The sequence below is a fragment of the Pseudooceanicola spongiae genome (assembly GCF_014899185.1).
In the GTDB taxonomy this organism is placed as follows: Bacteria; Pseudomonadota; Alphaproteobacteria; order Rhodobacterales; family Rhodobacteraceae; genus Pseudooceanicola; species Pseudooceanicola spongiae.
Map to the genome: position 1 here is coordinate 2,898,680 of NZ_CP045201.1, position 15,017 is coordinate 2,913,696.

Annotated in this window: 17 protein-coding genes; 5 read left to right on the forward strand and 12 right to left on the reverse strand. The window is 64.4% G+C overall.

Annotation, left to right across the window (positions count from 1 at the left end; genetic code table 11):
- Positions 1 to 42: 42 nt before the first annotated feature.
- From F3W81_RS13685 to ade, 4 genes are all read right to left on the reverse strand, one after another.
- Positions 43 to 1,104 (reverse strand): acyl-CoA dehydrogenase family protein, encoded by a 1,062-nt coding sequence (locus F3W81_RS13685; protein ID WP_193079693.1) that lies wholly within the window; start codon positions 1,102 to 1,104, stop codon positions 43 to 45.
- 3 nt (positions 1,105 to 1,107) lie between these two features.
- A complete protein-coding gene (locus F3W81_RS13690; protein WP_193079694.1) occupies positions 1,108 to 2,292 on the reverse strand; it encodes an acyl-CoA dehydrogenase family protein in 1,185 nt (394 codons plus the stop codon).
- A gap of 4 nt (positions 2,293 to 2,296) precedes the next feature.
- Entirely contained in the window at positions 2,297 to 4,408 is a 2,112-nt protein-coding gene (locus F3W81_RS13695; RefSeq protein WP_193079695.1) for a 3-hydroxyacyl-CoA dehydrogenase NAD-binding domain-containing protein, read from the reverse strand.
- A gap of 137 nt (positions 4,409 to 4,545) precedes the next feature.
- A complete protein-coding gene (ade, locus tag F3W81_RS13700; RefSeq protein ID WP_193079696.1) occupies positions 4,546 to 6,246 on the reverse strand; it encodes an adenine deaminase in 1,701 nt (566 codons plus the stop codon).
- A gap of 105 nt (positions 6,247 to 6,351) precedes the next feature.
- Between ade and F3W81_RS13705 the strand changes: the two genes are divergently transcribed.
- From F3W81_RS13705 to F3W81_RS13715, 3 genes are all read left to right on the forward strand, one after another.
- The gene (locus F3W81_RS13705; protein WP_193079697.1) at positions 6,352 to 7,041 is read left to right on the forward strand and encodes a fumarylacetoacetate hydrolase family protein; all 690 of its coding nucleotides are present in this window, start codon (positions 6,352 to 6,354) and stop codon (positions 7,039 to 7,041) included.
- A 141-nt stretch (positions 7,042 to 7,182) separates the two neighbouring features.
- Positions 7,183 to 7,716, forward strand: a complete 534-nt coding sequence (locus F3W81_RS13710; RefSeq protein ID WP_193079698.1) for a TetR/AcrR family transcriptional regulator — start codon at positions 7,183 to 7,185, stop codon at positions 7,714 to 7,716.
- Positions 7,713 to 8,135 carry an META domain-containing protein gene (locus tag F3W81_RS13715; protein ID WP_193079699.1) on the forward strand — a complete coding sequence of 141 codons (423 nt, stop codon included), beginning with the start codon at positions 7,713 to 7,715 and terminating at the stop codon, positions 8,133 to 8,135. Before F3W81_RS13710 ends, F3W81_RS13715 begins: the two co-directional genes overlap by 4 nt.
- On the opposite strand, the gene recO is transcribed toward F3W81_RS13715, so the two are convergent.
- Positions 8,110 to 8,844, reverse strand: coding sequence for a DNA repair protein RecO (gene recO / locus F3W81_RS13720; protein ID WP_193079700.1), 735 nt, complete (start codon positions 8,842 to 8,844; stop codon positions 8,110 to 8,112). The genes F3W81_RS13715 and recO overlap by 26 nt on opposite strands.
- Positions 8,845 to 8,880: 36 nt before the next feature.
- Between recO and F3W81_RS13725 the strand changes: the two genes are divergently transcribed.
- Positions 8,881 to 9,516 carry a Pr6Pr family membrane protein gene (locus F3W81_RS13725; protein WP_193079701.1) on the forward strand — a complete coding sequence of 212 codons (636 nt, stop codon included), beginning with the start codon at positions 8,881 to 8,883 and terminating at the stop codon, positions 9,514 to 9,516.
- 5 nt (positions 9,517 to 9,521) lie between these two features.
- On the opposite strand, the gene F3W81_RS13730 is transcribed toward F3W81_RS13725, so the two are convergent.
- Positions 9,522 to 9,851: a DUF1491 family protein gene (locus F3W81_RS13730; RefSeq protein ID WP_193079702.1), complete on the reverse strand. Its 330-nt coding sequence runs from the start codon at positions 9,849 to 9,851 to the stop codon at positions 9,522 to 9,524.
- A gap of 76 nt (positions 9,852 to 9,927) precedes the next feature.
- On the opposite strand from F3W81_RS13730, the gene F3W81_RS13735 reads away from it, so the two are divergent.
- Positions 9,928 to 10,098: a hypothetical protein gene (locus tag F3W81_RS13735; RefSeq protein ID WP_193079703.1), complete on the forward strand. Its 171-nt coding sequence runs from the start codon at positions 9,928 to 9,930 to the stop codon at positions 10,096 to 10,098.
- Between the two features lie 6 nt (positions 10,099 to 10,104).
- On the opposite strand, the gene era is transcribed toward F3W81_RS13735, so the two are convergent.
- From era to F3W81_RS13765, 6 genes are all read right to left on the reverse strand, one after another.
- Positions 10,105 to 11,010 (reverse strand): GTPase Era, encoded by a 906-nt coding sequence (era, locus tag F3W81_RS13740; protein WP_193079704.1) that lies wholly within the window; start codon positions 11,008 to 11,010, stop codon positions 10,105 to 10,107.
- 75 nt (positions 11,011 to 11,085) lie between these two features.
- Positions 11,086 to 11,964, reverse strand: coding sequence for a DMT family transporter (locus F3W81_RS13745; protein WP_226941683.1), 879 nt, complete (start codon positions 11,962 to 11,964; stop codon positions 11,086 to 11,088).
- A complete protein-coding gene (gene rnc / locus F3W81_RS13750) occupies positions 11,961 to 12,653 on the reverse strand; it encodes a ribonuclease III (protein ID WP_193079705.1) in 693 nt (230 codons plus the stop codon). Before rnc ends, F3W81_RS13745 begins: the two co-directional genes overlap by 4 nt.
- A 91-nt stretch (positions 12,654 to 12,744) precedes the next feature.
- Complete coding sequence (lepB, locus tag F3W81_RS13755) at positions 12,745 to 13,593, reverse strand: signal peptidase I (protein ID WP_193079706.1); 849 nt, start codon at positions 13,591 to 13,593, stop codon at positions 12,745 to 12,747.
- Positions 13,594 to 13,736: 143 nt separating this feature from the next.
- Positions 13,737 to 14,189: a holo-ACP synthase gene (acpS, locus tag F3W81_RS13760; RefSeq protein ID WP_193079707.1), complete on the reverse strand. Its 453-nt coding sequence runs from the start codon at positions 14,187 to 14,189 to the stop codon at positions 13,737 to 13,739.
- Between the two features lie 48 nt (positions 14,190 to 14,237).
- Positions 14,238 to 14,990, reverse strand: a complete 753-nt coding sequence (locus F3W81_RS13765; RefSeq protein WP_193079708.1) for a pyridoxine 5'-phosphate synthase — start codon at positions 14,988 to 14,990, stop codon at positions 14,238 to 14,240.
- Positions 14,991 to 15,017: the final 27 nt, after the last annotated feature.

Below are 15,017 nucleotides of genomic sequence, written 5' to 3' on the forward strand. Positions count from 1 at the left end.
TGCAAGAGAGAGTGCGGCCCCCTCCGGGGCCGCTCCCTTCGACTAGGCAGCAATCACGCGTGAGAGATGGAAATCCGTGTCGCCCAACTGGTGATCGATCATGATCAGACGCTTGGCGTAGTGGCTGCCGGGATATTCCCAGGTCATCGCGATGCCGCCGTGCATCTGGATCGATTCTTCGGCAATCAGGCGCCCTGCGCGGCCGATGAGGTTCTTGGCCATAGAGGCGAAGCGGGTGGCGTCGGGGCCGCCCAGCTCTGATGCGGCCTTGATGGTGATCGAACGCGCCTGCTCGATCTCCGTCAGCATGTCAACGGCGCGGTGTTGCAGGGCCTGAAAGCTGCCGATGGGGCGTCCGAACTGCTTGCGCGTGCCCAAGTATTCGACCGTCATGGTCTGCAGCACGTCCATCGCTCCGACGGCTTCGGAGCAAAGGGCAACGATACCTGCATTCACGGCATCCTGCAGGGCAGACGCGGCATCCCCGATCAGCAGCTTAGCCGGTACGTCCTCCAGCACCACCTCGGCCGCACCGCCGCCGTCCATCATCGCGTAGCCGGTGACAGAGGCCTTGTCTGCAGACACTTCGAATACCGCCAGCTTGTCCTCCAGCTTCGCCGCGATCAGAAAGATGTCGGCGACCTGGCCGCCGTAGACCGCGGACTTGCGTCCGTTCAGGACGTAGGCATCACCCGACGGCCTGGCTTGGGTTTCGATCAGGTCCAGCGCATAGGGGGCTTCCAGCTCGCCCAGCCCGACGGCGTATTTCGTGGTTCCGGCCAGCAAGGCTTCCTGGTCGGCGCCTGCGGCACTCAGCAGACGGCTGGCCAGCAGCGCGCCCAGAACAGGCTCGGGGCAGAGCGCGCGGCCCATGGCTTCGAACACGACGGAGATGTCGAAGCCACTGCCGCCAAAACCGCCCGCCTCCTCGGGCGCCAGAGCGAACATGGCGCCAAGCTCCGACAGTTCGGCCCAGCGGTCGGGCGCGTGATAGGGCGCGGCATAGGCCACCTTGTTGCGCGCCTCAAAGGGGTATTTGTCCTTCAGATAGCGTGTCAGGGAATCCGACAGCATCTGGCGGTCTTCGGTCAGATCGAAATCCATGCCTTACAGCTCCAGCATTGTCTTGGTCAGAATATTGCGCTGGATCTCGTTGGATCCACCGAAGATCGAGGTCTTGCGATTGTTGAAATACCGCGCCGCGTCATTGGCGTGATCGGCCGGTGCCAGCGACAGGTTGCCTTCCAGACTGCCCGGAAAGGGTGCAGCCGATGGCCCGAGCGCGCGGCGCGCGAGGTCCTTCAGTTCCTGCCCGATGACCGTTCCCTTGATCTTGAGGATCGAGGTTTCCGGCCCCGGAGCGCCCTGTTTCTGCGCCTTGTAGAGCATCCGCAGGTTGGTGATCTTCATCGCCTCCAGATCGATCTCGACCTGAGCAATCCGGGCGGCAAACAGCGGGTCCTCGCTCAAAGGCTTGCCGTTGCGTTTGACCACGCGGGCCAGTGCCTTGACCTCCTCCAGCGATTGCATCGAGAAGCCGACACCGGCGATATTGGTGCGCTCATGCGTCAGCAGGAACTTGGCAATGGTCCAGCCCATGTTCTCTTCGCCGACCAGATTGGCGGCGGGCACGCGGACGTCGGTGAAAAACACCTCGTTCACCTCATGGCCGCCCTCGATCAGGCGGATCGGGCGCATCTCGATCCCCGGCGTATCGAGGTCGACGAGGATGAAGGAAATCCCCTGCTGCTGCTTCACGTCCGGGTCGGTGCGCACGAGGCAGAAGATCATGTTGGCGTGCTGGCCCAGCGTCGTCCAGGTCTTCTGACCGTTGATCACATAGTCATCGCCGTCCCGCACCGCGCGGGTTTTCAGGCTGGCAAGGTCCGACCCGGCACCGGGTTCGGAATAGCCCTGACACCACCAATCCTCGCCCGACAGGATGCGCGGCAGATAGTGATCCTGCTGCTCCTTGCTGCCGAACTGTTGCAGCACCGGCCCCAGCATGGCGAGGCCGAAGGGCACGATGCGCGGCGCATAGGCGCGGCAGGCCTCTTCCTCGAAAATATGACGCTGCACCGGGCTCCAACCCGGGCCGCCGAACTCTGGCGCCCAGGTCGTCGCCAACCAGCCCTTGGCGTTCAGGATCGCATGGTAGCGGTCCATCATCTCCTTGGTCATTTCGCTGCCCGAACGGACAACATCGCTCATTTCACTCGGCAGGTTTTCGGCGAAGAAATCGCGCACCTCCTGGCGAAAGGCCTGCTCTTCGGCACTGAAAGACAGATCCATGCGCTTATCCTTCCTTGTTGAGATCGGCGAAAGTGCTGCCATCAGCGGCCATCTTTCGCAAAATATCCGGCACCTGCCAGTAATGGGCATCCTCGGCGGCATAGGCTTCGATCCGGGCCACCAGAGCAGCCGCGCCAATGGTGTCCGCGTAGTGCAGCGGGCCACCACGGAAGCGCGGAAAGCCGTAGCCGAACAGAAACACCATATCGACGTCGACGGGCCGCTTGGCGGTGCCATCCTCGACCACGCGCGCCGCCTCGACGATCATCGCGGTCATGTAACGATCCACGATGTCGTCGTCGGTGAAGTCCTGCGGAGTGATCCCCTTGTCGGCGCGCACCGCGTCAATGATCTCGGCCACCTCGGGGTTGGGCACCGGCGCGCCGCTGTCATAGCCGCTGTCATAGAGGTAATAGCCCTGCCCGGTCTTGCGCCCGAACCAGCCGTTTTCGCAGATCCGGTCGGCGATATCGCCCGCATAGCGCTGTGCAGGGTCGCGCGTCTCGGCCTTGCGCTTGCGCGTCATCCACCCGATGTCGAGGCCCGCCAGATCGCCGACCTTGTGCGGCCCCATGGCAAAGCCAAAATCCTCCAGCGCGCGATCCACCTGCTGGGGCGAGGCGCCGTCCAGCACCAGATACGCCGCGCAGAGACCATAATGCGCCAGGATGCGGTTGCCGATGAAGCCGTCGCAAACCTGCGCCAGCACGCCGACCTTCTTCAGCCGCTTGGCCAGCGCAAAGCCGGTCGCCAGAACATCCGCCGCCGTCTGTTTACCCTGCACGATCTCAAGCAGGCGCATCACATGGGCGGGGCTGAAAAAGTGCAGACCCAGCACATCGCCGGGGCGGCTGGTGCTGGCCGCGATCTCGTCCACATCGAGGTAGGAGGTATTGGAGGCAAGGATCGCACCGGGTTTGCAAATCGTATCCAGCTTGCCGAAGATCTCTTTCTTCACGTCCATCTGTTCGAACACCGCCTCGATCACCAGATCGACGTCCGACAGGCTCTCCATCTGCAGCGACGGCTCCAGCATGGCCATGGCCGCATCGCGCTTGTCGCTGCTCAGCTTGCCACGGCTGACCGCGCCGTCGAGGTTCTTGGTGATCGTAGCAATACCACGCTGCAAGCCCTCAGATGCGACTTCGATCAGCCGCACAGGAATCCCTGCGATCAGGCAGGAGGTCGCGATGCCCGATCCCATGGTACCGCCGCCGATAACGCCGATCTTGGCGATGTCGCGGGTCGGCCCCTTGGCCTCGGCAATATTCGACACGGCGCGCTCACCGAAAAAGGCATGGATCAGGCCGGCGCGCTGCGGCGTCTCCATGCAGTCGAGGAAGGCCTGCCGTTCGACCTTCAGCCCCTCGGTGATCGGCAGGTTGCAGGCGGCGACGGCCTCGACACATTTGATGGGGCTGAACAGATGTGGCGTCTTTTGGCGCACGCCAGCAAGCGTGGCGTCCAGCACGGCGCGGTCATACTCGGCCTCGATCAGATCGGTGCGCCGCGTCGCCAGCGTGCCGTCGATCACCTGTTGTGCAGCCGCCAGCGCCACGTCCCGCGGCGCGCCCTCAACCAAGCGATCGACAGCGCCTTTGTCCAGCGCCTCAGCCACCGGCACCTGACGGCCCGAGAGGATCACGTCCAGCGCGAAGGACAGACCGGTCAGGCGCGGCAGGCGTTGTGTGCCGCCAGCACCGGGCAGCAGGCCCAGCAGAACTTCCGGAAGGCCGACTTTGGCCCCCTTGATCGCGACGCGCGCATGGGTCGCCAGCGCGATCTCGAACCCGCCACCGAGGGCCGTGCCGTGGATCACCGAGACCACGGGAATGGCGCTCTGCTCGATCTGGTTCAGCACATCCGGCAGGGAGGGCTGGCGCGGCGGCTTGCCAAACTCGCGGATGTCCGCCCCGGCCGTGAACGTGCGACCGGCGCAATACAGCGCGATCACCTTGACCTCGGCGGTCGCGTTCAGATCGGCAAAGGCCTGCGACAGCCCTTCGCGCACCGCAAGGCCGGTCGCGTTTACCGGCGGGTTATCAATACAAATCAGTGCAATCTCGCCCAACACCTCGGTCGAGATCACATCATTCACCTGCGCTCCGTCAGCCATGTCGCTGTCCCCCATCGCAATAGTCCAAGGGCCGGATGCGCCGACAGACAGAGCATCCAGCCCGTTGGACAGCAGACTAGGCCGTGCGGGGGGCGCGGGTCAAGTGTGTGGAATTAGATTTTGCATTGCGAAATAGGTCAGGAGATGATCTCGAATTTGACCACATCCACCATGCCACGATCGGTGATCTTCAGCGCAGGGATCACCGGCAGCGCCAGAAAGGCCAGTTGCAGGAAAGGCTCCTCCAGCGTGACATCCAGCGATTTCGCCGCCGCACGCAGCACGATCAGGGCGTCATGCACCACCTCGAAGGGCTCCGTGCTCATCAACCCTGCGACGGGCAGCGCCAGCTCAGCCAGGACCTTGCCATTCTCGACAACGACAAAGCCGCCCTCAATCTGCCCCAGCCGGTTCGCCGCCAGCGCCATGTCGTCGTAATCCACCCCGACGCAGGCGATATTGTGGTGATCATGGCAGACGGTGGAGGCGATGGCCCCCCGTTTCAGCCCGAACCCCTTGACGAAACCGCTGGCGATATTGCCGTTGATGCCGTGACGCTCGATCACCGCGATCTTGACCAGATCGCGCGCGGGGTCCGGCTTCTTGTCGCCATCCTCGATCGCAATCACCTCTTTCAGGTGCTCGGTGATGATCTTGCCTTCCATGATACCGATGACGTCGGTCTCCTCACGGTTGGCCGAGGTGCGGAAGCTTTCAGCCGTCACGACCGGCGCCTTCACCGAATTGCGCCCCACCGGCGGAGTGATGGTCCGCGCCGCAAAGGCCGCTTCCGTGAACTGCACACCGCCGGAAAAGACCCTCTCCGCCCGGCAAGTCGCAAGGTCGTCGATCACCACGATGTCGGCACGCTTGCCCGGCGTGATCGAGCCGCGATCCTTCAGGCCGAACGCCTCTGCCGCCGACAGGCTGGCGGCGCGGTAGACGGCCAGCGGCGGGCAGCCCATGCGGATCAGCTCCCGGATCATGAAATCGAGGTGGCCATGCTCGCCAATATCCAGCGGGTTCCGGTCGTCGGTGCACAGGCACATGTAGGCGCTGGTGATGTCGCTCAGCAGCGGCTGCAAGGCGACCATATCCTTGGAGACGGAGCCTTCGCGGATCAGCACCCGCATGCCCTTTTGCAGCTTTTCGCGAGCCTCCTCAGCGGTCGTCGCCTCATGCTCCGTCCGGATCCCGGCGCTAACATAGGCGTTCAGATCCTTGCCCAGCAGCTGCGGGCAATGGCCGTCGATGTGCTGACCGCGAAACAGCTCCAACTTGGCCATGCAGCCGGGGTCCTGAAAGATCACGCCGGGATAGTTCATGAACTCGGCCAGCCCGATGACCTGCGGATGATCCATCAGGGGCGCCAGATCGTCGGCCTCGATCCGCGCGCCGGCGGTCTCCATATGGCTGGAGGGCACGCAGGAGGACAGGTTGACGCGGATGTCCATCACCGTCTCGGTGGCGCAGGACAGGAAATACTCGATCCCCGGCACGCCGATCACATTGGCGATCTCATGCGGGTCGCAGATCGCCGTGGTCACGCCACGCGGGCCGACACAGCGGTCAAACTCATGCGGCGTGACCATGCTGCTCTCGATATGCAAGTGGGTGTCGATGAAGCCGGGCACCAAAATCTTGCCGGAAACGTCGATCTCCTCAACGCCGTCGTACTGCGCCATGATGCCGACGATCCGCTCGCCGCAGATCGCCACGTCGCCCTCCAGCAGCGCGCCGGTGACCACGTCGAGCACCTTGCCGCCCTTCAGCACCAGATCAGCCGGGACATCGCCCTTTCCCTGAGCAATCATGTCGGACAAAGGTTTCAAAGTCATCGCGGCCTCCTGAAAATGCTGATGTCCAAAAGCCCCATAGCAGCTGCCTTGTCCAGCGCCGGGCCGCAGCGTAAGCAGGAAACGACCCGCAAAAGGACCCCGCGCATGAGCCTGTTCGACCTTCCCCTTATCCCCGATGTCCCCGTCCATGGCGAGGCTGAGGGCTATCCCGTTCGCCGTATCTTCTGTGTCGGGCGCAATTATGCCGCCCATGCGGCAGAGTTCGGCAATGAGGTGCCCGATTCCCCTTTCTATTTCACTAAATCCCCCGCCTCGATGATCCTGTCCGGCGGCACGGCCCCCTATCCGCCCGGCACCAGCAACTATCACTTCGAGATGGAGCTGGCCGTCGCTATCGGCGCACCGGTCTTCAACTGCAAAGCCGAGGATGCGATGGCTGCCGTCTATGGCTATGCCTGTGCGCTCGACATGACCCGCCGCGACCTGCAGATCGCCGAGCGCAACAAACAGCGCCCCTGGGATCTGGGCAAGGACGTGGAAAACTCTGCTGTCATCGGGCCGATCACCAAAGCGGCTGACTTTGGCGCAGTGGCAAAACAGACCATCGCCCTGACGCTGGATGGCGCCACCAAGCAAAGCTCGACGCTGGACCTGATGATCCACAACGTCGCCGCGATCATCAGCCACCTGTCGAGCTTCTATCACCTGCAACCGGGCGATCTGATCCTGACCGGCACGCCCGAAGGCGTCGGCCCCGTTGCGCCCGGCAATGCGATCGAGGGCACGATCGAGGGGCTGTCCCCGGTGACCCTGACGATCGGCGCGCCCGCCTGACCGCCGCCAAATCCCCCGCGCGCAGGCACCTTGCGCACGGGGGCCATTGGTGCTGCTGTGAAAACACGCGTCGCTCCGCCGATGTGATGCCGACACGCGTCTGTCATTGCTGCGACGCAGCGATTCGGATACTCTGCAACCATGAGTCGTAAGAACCGCCTTTCCCCGGATGATTGGCTGCGTGCCGGTCTGAATGCTCTCTCGGCCTCTGGTCCCGAGGCGCTGAAGGCCGAGCCGTTGGCCCGTGCGCTGGACACCACGAAGGGCTCTTTCTACTGGCATTTCCCCGATGTCCCCGCCTTCCGGCAGGCGCTGCTGGACTTCTGGGGGCAGGATTCCCTCGCCTCGCCCGAAACGCCCGGTGACAAACGCGAAGCCGTTGCCCAGCTGCATGCCCTTGTCCGCGATGGCTTTTCCGCCGATCCGCTGGCCGAGGCCGCGATGCGCGCCTGGGCCCGCACCGACGCCACCGCGAAAGCCACGCTGGAAGACATCGACGCCCGCCGTCTGGCCCATCTGGAAGGGGTGCTGAAACAGATCGGCGTCACCAATCCAGACATCGCCCGGATGCTCTACGCTGCGCGCATCGGGATGGGCCAGCTGGGCGACTCCAATGAGAAACGCAACAACGAGGCGCTTGATACCCTCGTAGATCTGGTCCTCGCCCTGAGATGAGTCACATTTTCCAAACCCGCCACATCGCCCGCCTCGCCATTCTTGTCGCCCTCACTGCTCTGGCCGGTTGCCGCGACGAGGCGAGCCTTGTCGCCGAGCAGACCACCTGGCAGCTCAGCGCATTCAACGACCGGCCTGTCGCCGAGGCAGATCGCGCCACGCTGCGCATTCCCGCGCGCGGTCAGCTTGATGGTCAGGCCGCCTGCAATCGCTATTCCGGCAGCTGGGTCGGGGTTGAGGATGACTTTCGCACCGAAAGCATCACCAGCACGCGCATGGCCTGCCCCGCGCTGGCCGCCGAGCAGAGCTATCTGGCGGCGCTGCAGCGCGTGACCTCGGCAGAGGTCACGGACGACAGTCTGACCCTGACCGGCCCCGGCCTGACGCTCAGCTTCACCCCGCTGCTACGCGCCGGGTGATCGCGTCGATCAGGCGCTGACGCGCGTCGGGCAAGGGCTTGCTGCCCAGCTCCGGCGCCAGCCGGTTGTGCAGGAAATGCCCTGTCAGCTTCAGCGCCTCGGCCACCTCGGCGTCCGGCGCATCGCCCTGCCCCGTCAGGCAGGGCACCAGCGGCAGCAAGCGGTCCGCATACTCCCCCGCGCCGACCCGCGTCACCGCCCGGCCCGTGCGCGGCGAGACATAGGCCAGCCCCTCGGTCGCCCCCGTCACCGCGCATACACTCAGGTCGAGGCCATACCCCATGTCCTCCAGCAGCGACAATTCCCACTGCAGATAGGCCAGCGGCCAGACCTCGGGCGCGTCGAGCAGATCCAGCAGCTGTTCGGTCTGGCGGTACAGGCGCGGATGCGCCTCGCGCTCGGGCAGGCAGAACACCAGCAGCCCCGTCACCGCGTTCAGCCCCGCCAACGCCAAGCGCTCGCCCAGGCTCACCGCCGCACGCGAGCGTATGGGTTCGACCGCGAAATACCCCAGATGTTCCTCGAGTCGGGCGCGCCAGGCGATGTCCAATTGAGCACCCGGCTGCAGCATCGGCGCAATCTTGCGCGAGGCTCCGCCACGCACGATTCCGGCGTGGCGACCATGTGAAGGCGTAAACACCTCAATGATCGCTGCACTCTCGCCATGGCGCCTGACCGCCAGCAGAATTCCGTCTTCGCGCCATTCCATGTGATCATCATCCATCGACTTGCAGACGGCGGCAAGATGGCTCAGCTTACCGCCATGGATTTTCGCTCTGACGCCCTTTCCCCGACCGCCCGTGCTCTGGCGCTGCTCATCGTGATCAGCGCCGCCGTGTCTCTTTCGTTCGAGTACATGAGCAGCCAGCTCGACCACCCGGACGAACAGGCCCTGCAGGTGCTATGGCGTCTGGCGCGCTATTTTACCATCCTGACCAATACTCTGGTGCTGATCAGCTTTTTCGCCGTCGTCACCCTGCGGCGCAAGCTGGGGGCCTTGTGGATGGGCGGACTTGCCGTCTGGATCACCGTGACCGGAGCGGTCTATCACCTGCTGCTCGCCAGCCTTCATCAGGGGATCTCGTTTTACGCCGACTTCGGCCTGCATACGCTGACGCCGGTTCTGGCCATGCTCTGGTGGCTGGTCTTTGCCCAGAAGTCCGGCCTTGGCCTTGGTGCGGCGATCCTGTGGCTGTTCTGGCCCGGCCTCTACATCCTCTATGCCCTCTGGCGGGGATCGCTGGACGGCACCTACCCGTATTTCTTCCTCGACCCGGCACAGGTCGGCTGGGACGGCGTCGCGATCTGGTCGGCGATGCTAGGCCTCGGGTTTCTCGTGCTCGGGCTGATCTATGGCTGGATCGGGCGCGTCCTGCGCTGAGGGTGTCAGTCCGACAGCCCCTCCTCGTCCAGCAGATGCCGCCCGTTGCGGTCCTCGACCTCGATCACCCAGAGGTCGGGGTCAAAGCTGCGCTGGCGAGCAACGGCCTCGTCCACCTCACGCTCCGCGCCCTCGGACAGGGTGACCCAGGTGCGCGCGCCGCTCATGATGTCGAAACTGCGCTGGAACAACCGCGCCTGACCGTTGAGCGTGTTCAGTTTGACCAGAACCGCGCCGCCGGTGTCATCGCCATGGGCCACGACGAAGACCGGGATATTCGCCAGCCGCAGCCGGGTCAGATAGGCCGAGACCCAGATTTCCGCTTTCAGACGCATCGCAGTCTCCTCGGCGCTATGCGCCAGCACCCATTGCCGCTAGGCTGGCCTGACCAATGAACAGGATCCGAGTCCGATGCCCCTGACCGCCGCCATCCTTCTGATCGCCGGGATTGTCCTGAACGTGATCTACATCCTGTTCAGCCTGCCCGCCGCCTATGGTGTCGCGCTGAACGTCGCGGGCATCGTCAGCATTCTGGTCGGGCTGATCTTGTGGCAGATCGCCCGCAAAAGCGGGCGAAGCTGAGGGCCCTCAGTTGCCGTCTTTGAAATCCAGACCCATTTCCGAGTAACGCTCGGATTCCTCAAGCCAGTTCTCACGCACCTTGACCTGCAGGAACAGGTGCACACGACGGCCCAGGAATTCCTCCATCTCGGTGCGCGCGGCGGTCGAGACGCCCTTGATCGTCTCGCCCTTCTTGCCCAGCAGGATGCCCTTGTGGCCATCGCGCACGACATAGACGATCTGGTCGATCCGGGCGCTGCCATCGGGGCGCTCTTCCCAGTTTTCGGTCTCGACCGTCAGCTGGTAGGGCAGTTCCTGATGCAGACGCAGGGTCAGCTTTTCTCGGGTCATCTCGGCCGCAATCATGCGCATCGGCAGATCGGCGATCTGATCCTCGGGGTAGAGCCAGGGCTCCTCCGGCATCTGACCCGCCAGCCAGGTCCGCAGAGCTTGCACGCCATGGCCCTTTTCAGCCGAGATCATGAAGGTCTCGACGAAGGGGAAGGCATCGTTCATCTTCTTGGTCAGGGCCAGCAGCACCGGCGCCTCGACCCGGTCGATCTTGTTGATCGCCAGCGCAATCCTGCGGCCCTCGGACATGTCCTTCAGCGTGGTCAGGATCGCCTCGACGCCCTCGGTGACGCCGCGATGCGCCTCGATCAGCAGCACGACGACATCGGCATCCGCAGCACCGCCCCAGGCGGCTGCGACCATGGCACGGTCGAGACGGCGGCGCGGCTTGAACAGGCCGGGCGTGTCGACAAAGACGATCTGGCTCTCCCCCTCGATCGCGACACCGCGAATCCGGGCGCGGGTCGTCTGCACCTTGTGGGTGACAATACTGACCTTGGCGCCAACCATCCGGTTCAGCAGCGTTGACTTGCCCGCATTGGGTTCGCCGATCAGGGCCGTAAAGCCGGCGCGTGTGCTCATGAGATCATCCGTTGATGTGAAGAGGGCCTTCTAAGCCAGTTTAACCCACCACGCCAGCCCTGTCTGCAGGCGCGTTCAAACACTGGGCACAGCCGCTTTGCGCCCCGAGCGCAGCAGCGTGTAGATCCCGCTGCCGACAATCAGCACGCCCCCTGCCAGCGTCCACAGATCCGGGCGCTCGCCAAAGACGAAAAACGCGATGACCAGCGCCACCAGCAAGCGGCTATAGCGGAAGGGGGCAACCACACTGATTTCGCCGGTGCGCATCGCCAGCGTCAGCGCGGTATAGGCGCTGACCCCGAAGACCGCCGTGATGCCCAGCATCACCATATCACGCAGCGGCGGCAGCTGCGGCGCGTCGCCCGCGACGACCATCAGGATCACCCCGGCACTCAGCACCACGAAAAACCCCAGCGTGCCCAGCTGATAGCGCGACACACTCGGCGGCGCGGCGCGCGTCGCCAGATCCCGCCCGGCAAAGCCGATCATCCCCGCGACCGCCAGCAGCGCATCAACGCGAAAGGCCTCGGGTGTCGGACGCAGGATCAGCAGCACACCGCAAAAGCCGACCGCCATCGCGCTCCAGCGCCGCGCCCCGACCTTTTCACCCAGCACCAGCGCCGCACCAAGCGTCACCACCAGCGGCGTCGCCTGCAAGATGGCCGAGGTCGTCGACAGCGGCGTGAACGCCAGCGCCAGCGCAAAGAACACCCGCCCCGTCAGCTCAAACCCCGAGCGGATCAGAAGCCGGGGCCGCACCATCTCGGGGTTCAGCACCGCCTCGCCCGCGTTCAGCGACAGCGCCACAAAGGCCACCATGCCAAGCGCGCCAAATATCGCCAGCGCAAAGCCCGGCGCGATATCGGCCGTGACCGTCTTGAAAAACGCATCCTCCCCGGCAAAGCACATCATGGCCAGAACCATGAACATGCTGCCGCGCAGGTTGTCGCTCACGCTTCGTCGACTTTCATCACCCGATCGAGCAGTGCCTTGGCCGCCGCCTGTTCGGCCATCCGCTTGGACGCCGCCTTGGCCGTGGCTTCCTCGCCCGTCTCAAGCCGTGCGCAAATAGTGAAAATCGGCGCATGATCCGGCCCCGAACGCGCCGTCTCGATATAGGCGGGCGGCGGCAAACGCCGCGCCTGCGCCCATTCCTGAAGCGAGGTCTTGGCGTCGCGGGCGTCTTCCTCGACCGTGGCGATCCGCGGCCCCCAGAGACGCAGGATCATCGCCTTCGCGGCCTCGAACCCACCGTCGAGGTAAACGGCGGCAATCACCGCCTCCATCGCATCGCCCAGCAGCGCCAGCTTGCGCCGCCCGCCACTGATCTGCTCAGACCGGCCCAGCTTCAGCACCGCGCCCACGTCAATCTGACGCGCAACATCGGCGCAGGTTTCCTTGCGCACCAGCGCATTGAAGCGGGGCGCCAGCATGCCCTCACTCGCCCCACGATCGCCGGACAGCAGCGCCTCGGCCATCACCAGCCCCAGCACCCGGTCGCCCAGAAACTCCAGCCGCTGGTTGTCGTCGCGGGTCGGTGTGGCGACCGAGGAATGGGTGACAGCGCGCAACAACAGCTCAGGCCGGGCAAATTCATGGCCCAGCCTGTCCTGAAACAGCTTCATATCTTGCGATAACTTCATGCGTGGATCCGGTTGCCTGATGGTTTCGCCGTAAAAACACCCATCCGGCGCCCGGCGCAAGGCCGGGTCGACCGCACATGTTGCCGCAGGATCAGTCTACCTTGCGGAAGAACCGGTCCTTGCGCCAATCCCAGAAGAACAACAGCGACCGTCCGGCGGAGGAAAAGATGATCCGATCCGCACGCCCGATCAGGTTTGCAGCGGGCACGAAGCCGACGCCCCGCGCCGATTGCGCAAAGCGCGAGTCGGTCGAGTTGTCGCGGTTGTCACCCATGAAGAAGTAATGCCCGGCGGGCACCCGGTAGACGCCCGTGTCATCCGCCTGGCTCTGATAGCGGATGTCCAGAATGTCGTGGGTCACGCCATTGGGCAGCGTCTCGATGATGCGGGTCTTCTTGCATTCCCCGCCCATGCCGACCGGCGCATTGGAACACAGCGGCGCACGCCCCTGCGGGCCCTGAGGCTCATACGTCTCAGTAAAGATGCCACCATCCTGCTGCTTCACCGGCTCGCCGTTGATGTAGAGCAGCGAATCACGCACCTGGATCTCGTCGCCCGGCATGCCGATCAGACGTTTGATGTAATCCTCGCCGGTGACCGGATGGCGGAACACCACGACATCGCCACGCTCGGGCCCATGCCCCAGAATGCGGCCACCGCCCTCGCCATCGTCACTGCCCAGAAAGCCACAGATGTCCTTGGCGTCCAGATCGAGGCCTGCCACCTTGATCGACGGGCAGGAGGCATAGGAATAGCCATAGGCCATCTTGTTGACGAACAGGAAATCCCCGATCAGCAGCGTATCCTTCATCGACCCGGAAGGGATCCAGAACGGCTGAAAGAAGAGGGTCCGGAAAAGCCCTGCAATCAGCAGCGCCCAAAAGATCGTCTTCACGGTTTCCCAGATGAAATTGCCGCTTTCCTTGGGCTTGTCGGCCATGCTCTGCCGGTCCTTCCGATAGATGTTTCGCGCATCGGGCCCAGCGGCCCCTCAAGCCCGCGTTACATGCGGGGCAGCCGGGGTCAAGTCAAGCCGCACCCGGATCAAACCAGCGCGACCCGGCCTCGCGCCTTCTTCTTGCCTCATATTCCGGGGGAGTCGCCTCTGGCGACGGGGGCAGCGCCCCCCTGCCCGGGCGCAATCGGGCGCGCCTCTATCACCACGAAGGCCTGCGCCCAGGGGTGATCATCGGTCAGCGTCACATGAATGATCGCCTCGTGCCCGGCAGGTGTCATCTCCGCCAGCCGCTCCGCCGCCCAGCCCTGCACCTGCATCACCGGCTGACCGGTGGCGAGGTTGCTCACCGCCATGTCGCGCCACGAAATCCCCATGCGCAGCCCGGTGCCAAGCGCCTTGGAGCAGGCCTCCTTCGCCGCCCAGCGTTTGGCATAGGTGCCCGCAACATCCTTGCGCCGCTCGGCCTTGGCCTGTTCGGTTTCGGTGAAAACGCGATTGCGGAACCGGTCGCCAAAACGCTCCAGCGTCGCGGCAATCCGTTCGATATTCGCAAGATCGGTGCCGATACCCAGAATCATCAGATGCCCTCTTCCTGTCCCGGACGCCGCAGCCCGGGACATCTGTGCCTATGAGACGCGCGCGGCGTCCATCAGACGGCGCATCTCGGCAATCGCGGGACCAAGGCCCAGAAAAATCGCCTCGCCGATCAGGAAATGGCCGATATTCAGCTCCCGCACCTCGGGAAAGGCGGCAACCGGCTGCACTGTGTCATAGGTCAGCCCGTGGCCCGCGTGCACCTCCAGCCCCAACGAGGCGGCAAAGGCCGACATCTCGCGCAGGCGCTCAAGTTCCGCGTCGCGCGCGTCAAAGTGCGCCTCGGCATGGGCATCGCAATAGGCGCCGGTGTGCAGCTCGATCACCTCGGCACCAATACGATGTGCTGCCTCGATCTGGCGGCGATCCGCGGCGATGAAGATCGACACCCGGCAGCCCGCCTCGCGCAGCGGCGCGATGAAATGCGCCAGCCGGTTTTCCTCACGCGCCACTTCCAGCCCGCCCTCGGTGGTGCGTTCCTCGCGCTTTTCGGGCACCAGACAGACCGCATGCGGCTTGTGGCGCAGCGCAATCGCCTGCATTTCATCCGTCGCGGCCATCTCGAAGTTCAGCGGCACGCTCAGGGTTGCGACCAGCCCTTCGATATCGGCATCCGAGATATGGCGGCGGTCTTCGCGCAGATGCGCGGTAATGCCATCGGCGCCGGCCTCTTCGGCCAGTTTCGCCGCGCGCAGCGGATCGGGATAGATCCCGCCACGGGCATTGCGCACGGTGGCAACGTGATCGATGTTCACGCCAAGGCGCAGTCTTGCAAGCTCGCTCATACAGGCACTCCTGTCAGGGGCCGCGCA

Bases quoted from the DNA above. Each gene is read 5' to 3' on its own strand.
- F3W81_RS13695 (WP_193079695.1), bottom strand. From the start codon at position 4,408: ATGGCTGACGGAGCGCAGGTGAATGATGTGATCTCGACCGAGGTGTTG.
- F3W81_RS13735 (WP_193079703.1), top strand. From the start codon at position 9,928: ATGCCCCTGACCGCCGCCATCCTTCTGATCGCCGGGATTGTCCTGAAC.
- ade (WP_193079696.1), bottom strand. From the start codon at position 6,246: ATGACTTTGAAACCTTTGTCCGACATGATTGCTCAGGGAAAGGGCGAT.
- F3W81_RS13765 (WP_193079708.1), bottom strand. From the start codon at position 14,990: ATGAGCGAGCTTGCAAGACTGCGCCTTGGCGTGAACATCGATCACGTT.
- F3W81_RS13690 (WP_193079694.1), bottom strand. From the start codon at position 2,292: ATGGATCTGTCTTTCAGTGCCGAAGAGCAGGCCTTTCGCCAGGAGGTG.
- era (WP_193079704.1), bottom strand. From the start codon at position 11,010: ATGAGCACACGCGCCGGCTTTACGGCCCTGATCGGCGAACCCAATGCG.
- lepB (WP_193079706.1), bottom strand. From the start codon at position 13,593: ATGGCCGACAAGCCCAAGGAAAGCGGCAATTTCATCTGGGAAACCGTG.
- acpS (WP_193079707.1), bottom strand. From the start codon at position 14,189: ATGATTCTGGGTATCGGCACCGATCTTGCGAATATCGAACGGATTGCC.
- F3W81_RS13685 (WP_193079693.1), bottom strand. From the start codon at position 1,104: ATGGATTTCGATCTGACCGAAGACCGCCAGATGCTGTCGGATTCCCTG.
- F3W81_RS13715 (WP_193079699.1), top strand. From the start codon at position 7,713: ATGAGTCACATTTTCCAAACCCGCCACATCGCCCGCCTCGCCATTCTT.
- F3W81_RS13730 (WP_193079702.1), bottom strand. From the start codon at position 9,851: ATGCGTCTGAAAGCGGAAATCTGGGTCTCGGCCTATCTGACCCGGCTG.
- F3W81_RS13710 (WP_193079698.1), top strand. From the start codon at position 7,183: ATGAGTCGTAAGAACCGCCTTTCCCCGGATGATTGGCTGCGTGCCGGT.
- recO (WP_193079700.1), bottom strand. From the start codon at position 8,844: ATGGAATGGCGCGAAGACGGAATTCTGCTGGCGGTCAGGCGCCATGGC.
- F3W81_RS13705 (WP_193079697.1), top strand. From the start codon at position 6,352: ATGAGCCTGTTCGACCTTCCCCTTATCCCCGATGTCCCCGTCCATGGC.
- F3W81_RS13725 (WP_193079701.1), top strand. From the start codon at position 8,881: ATGGCTCAGCTTACCGCCATGGATTTTCGCTCTGACGCCCTTTCCCCG.
- rnc (WP_193079705.1), bottom strand. From the start codon at position 12,653: ATGAAGTTATCGCAAGATATGAAGCTGTTTCAGGACAGGCTGGGCCAT.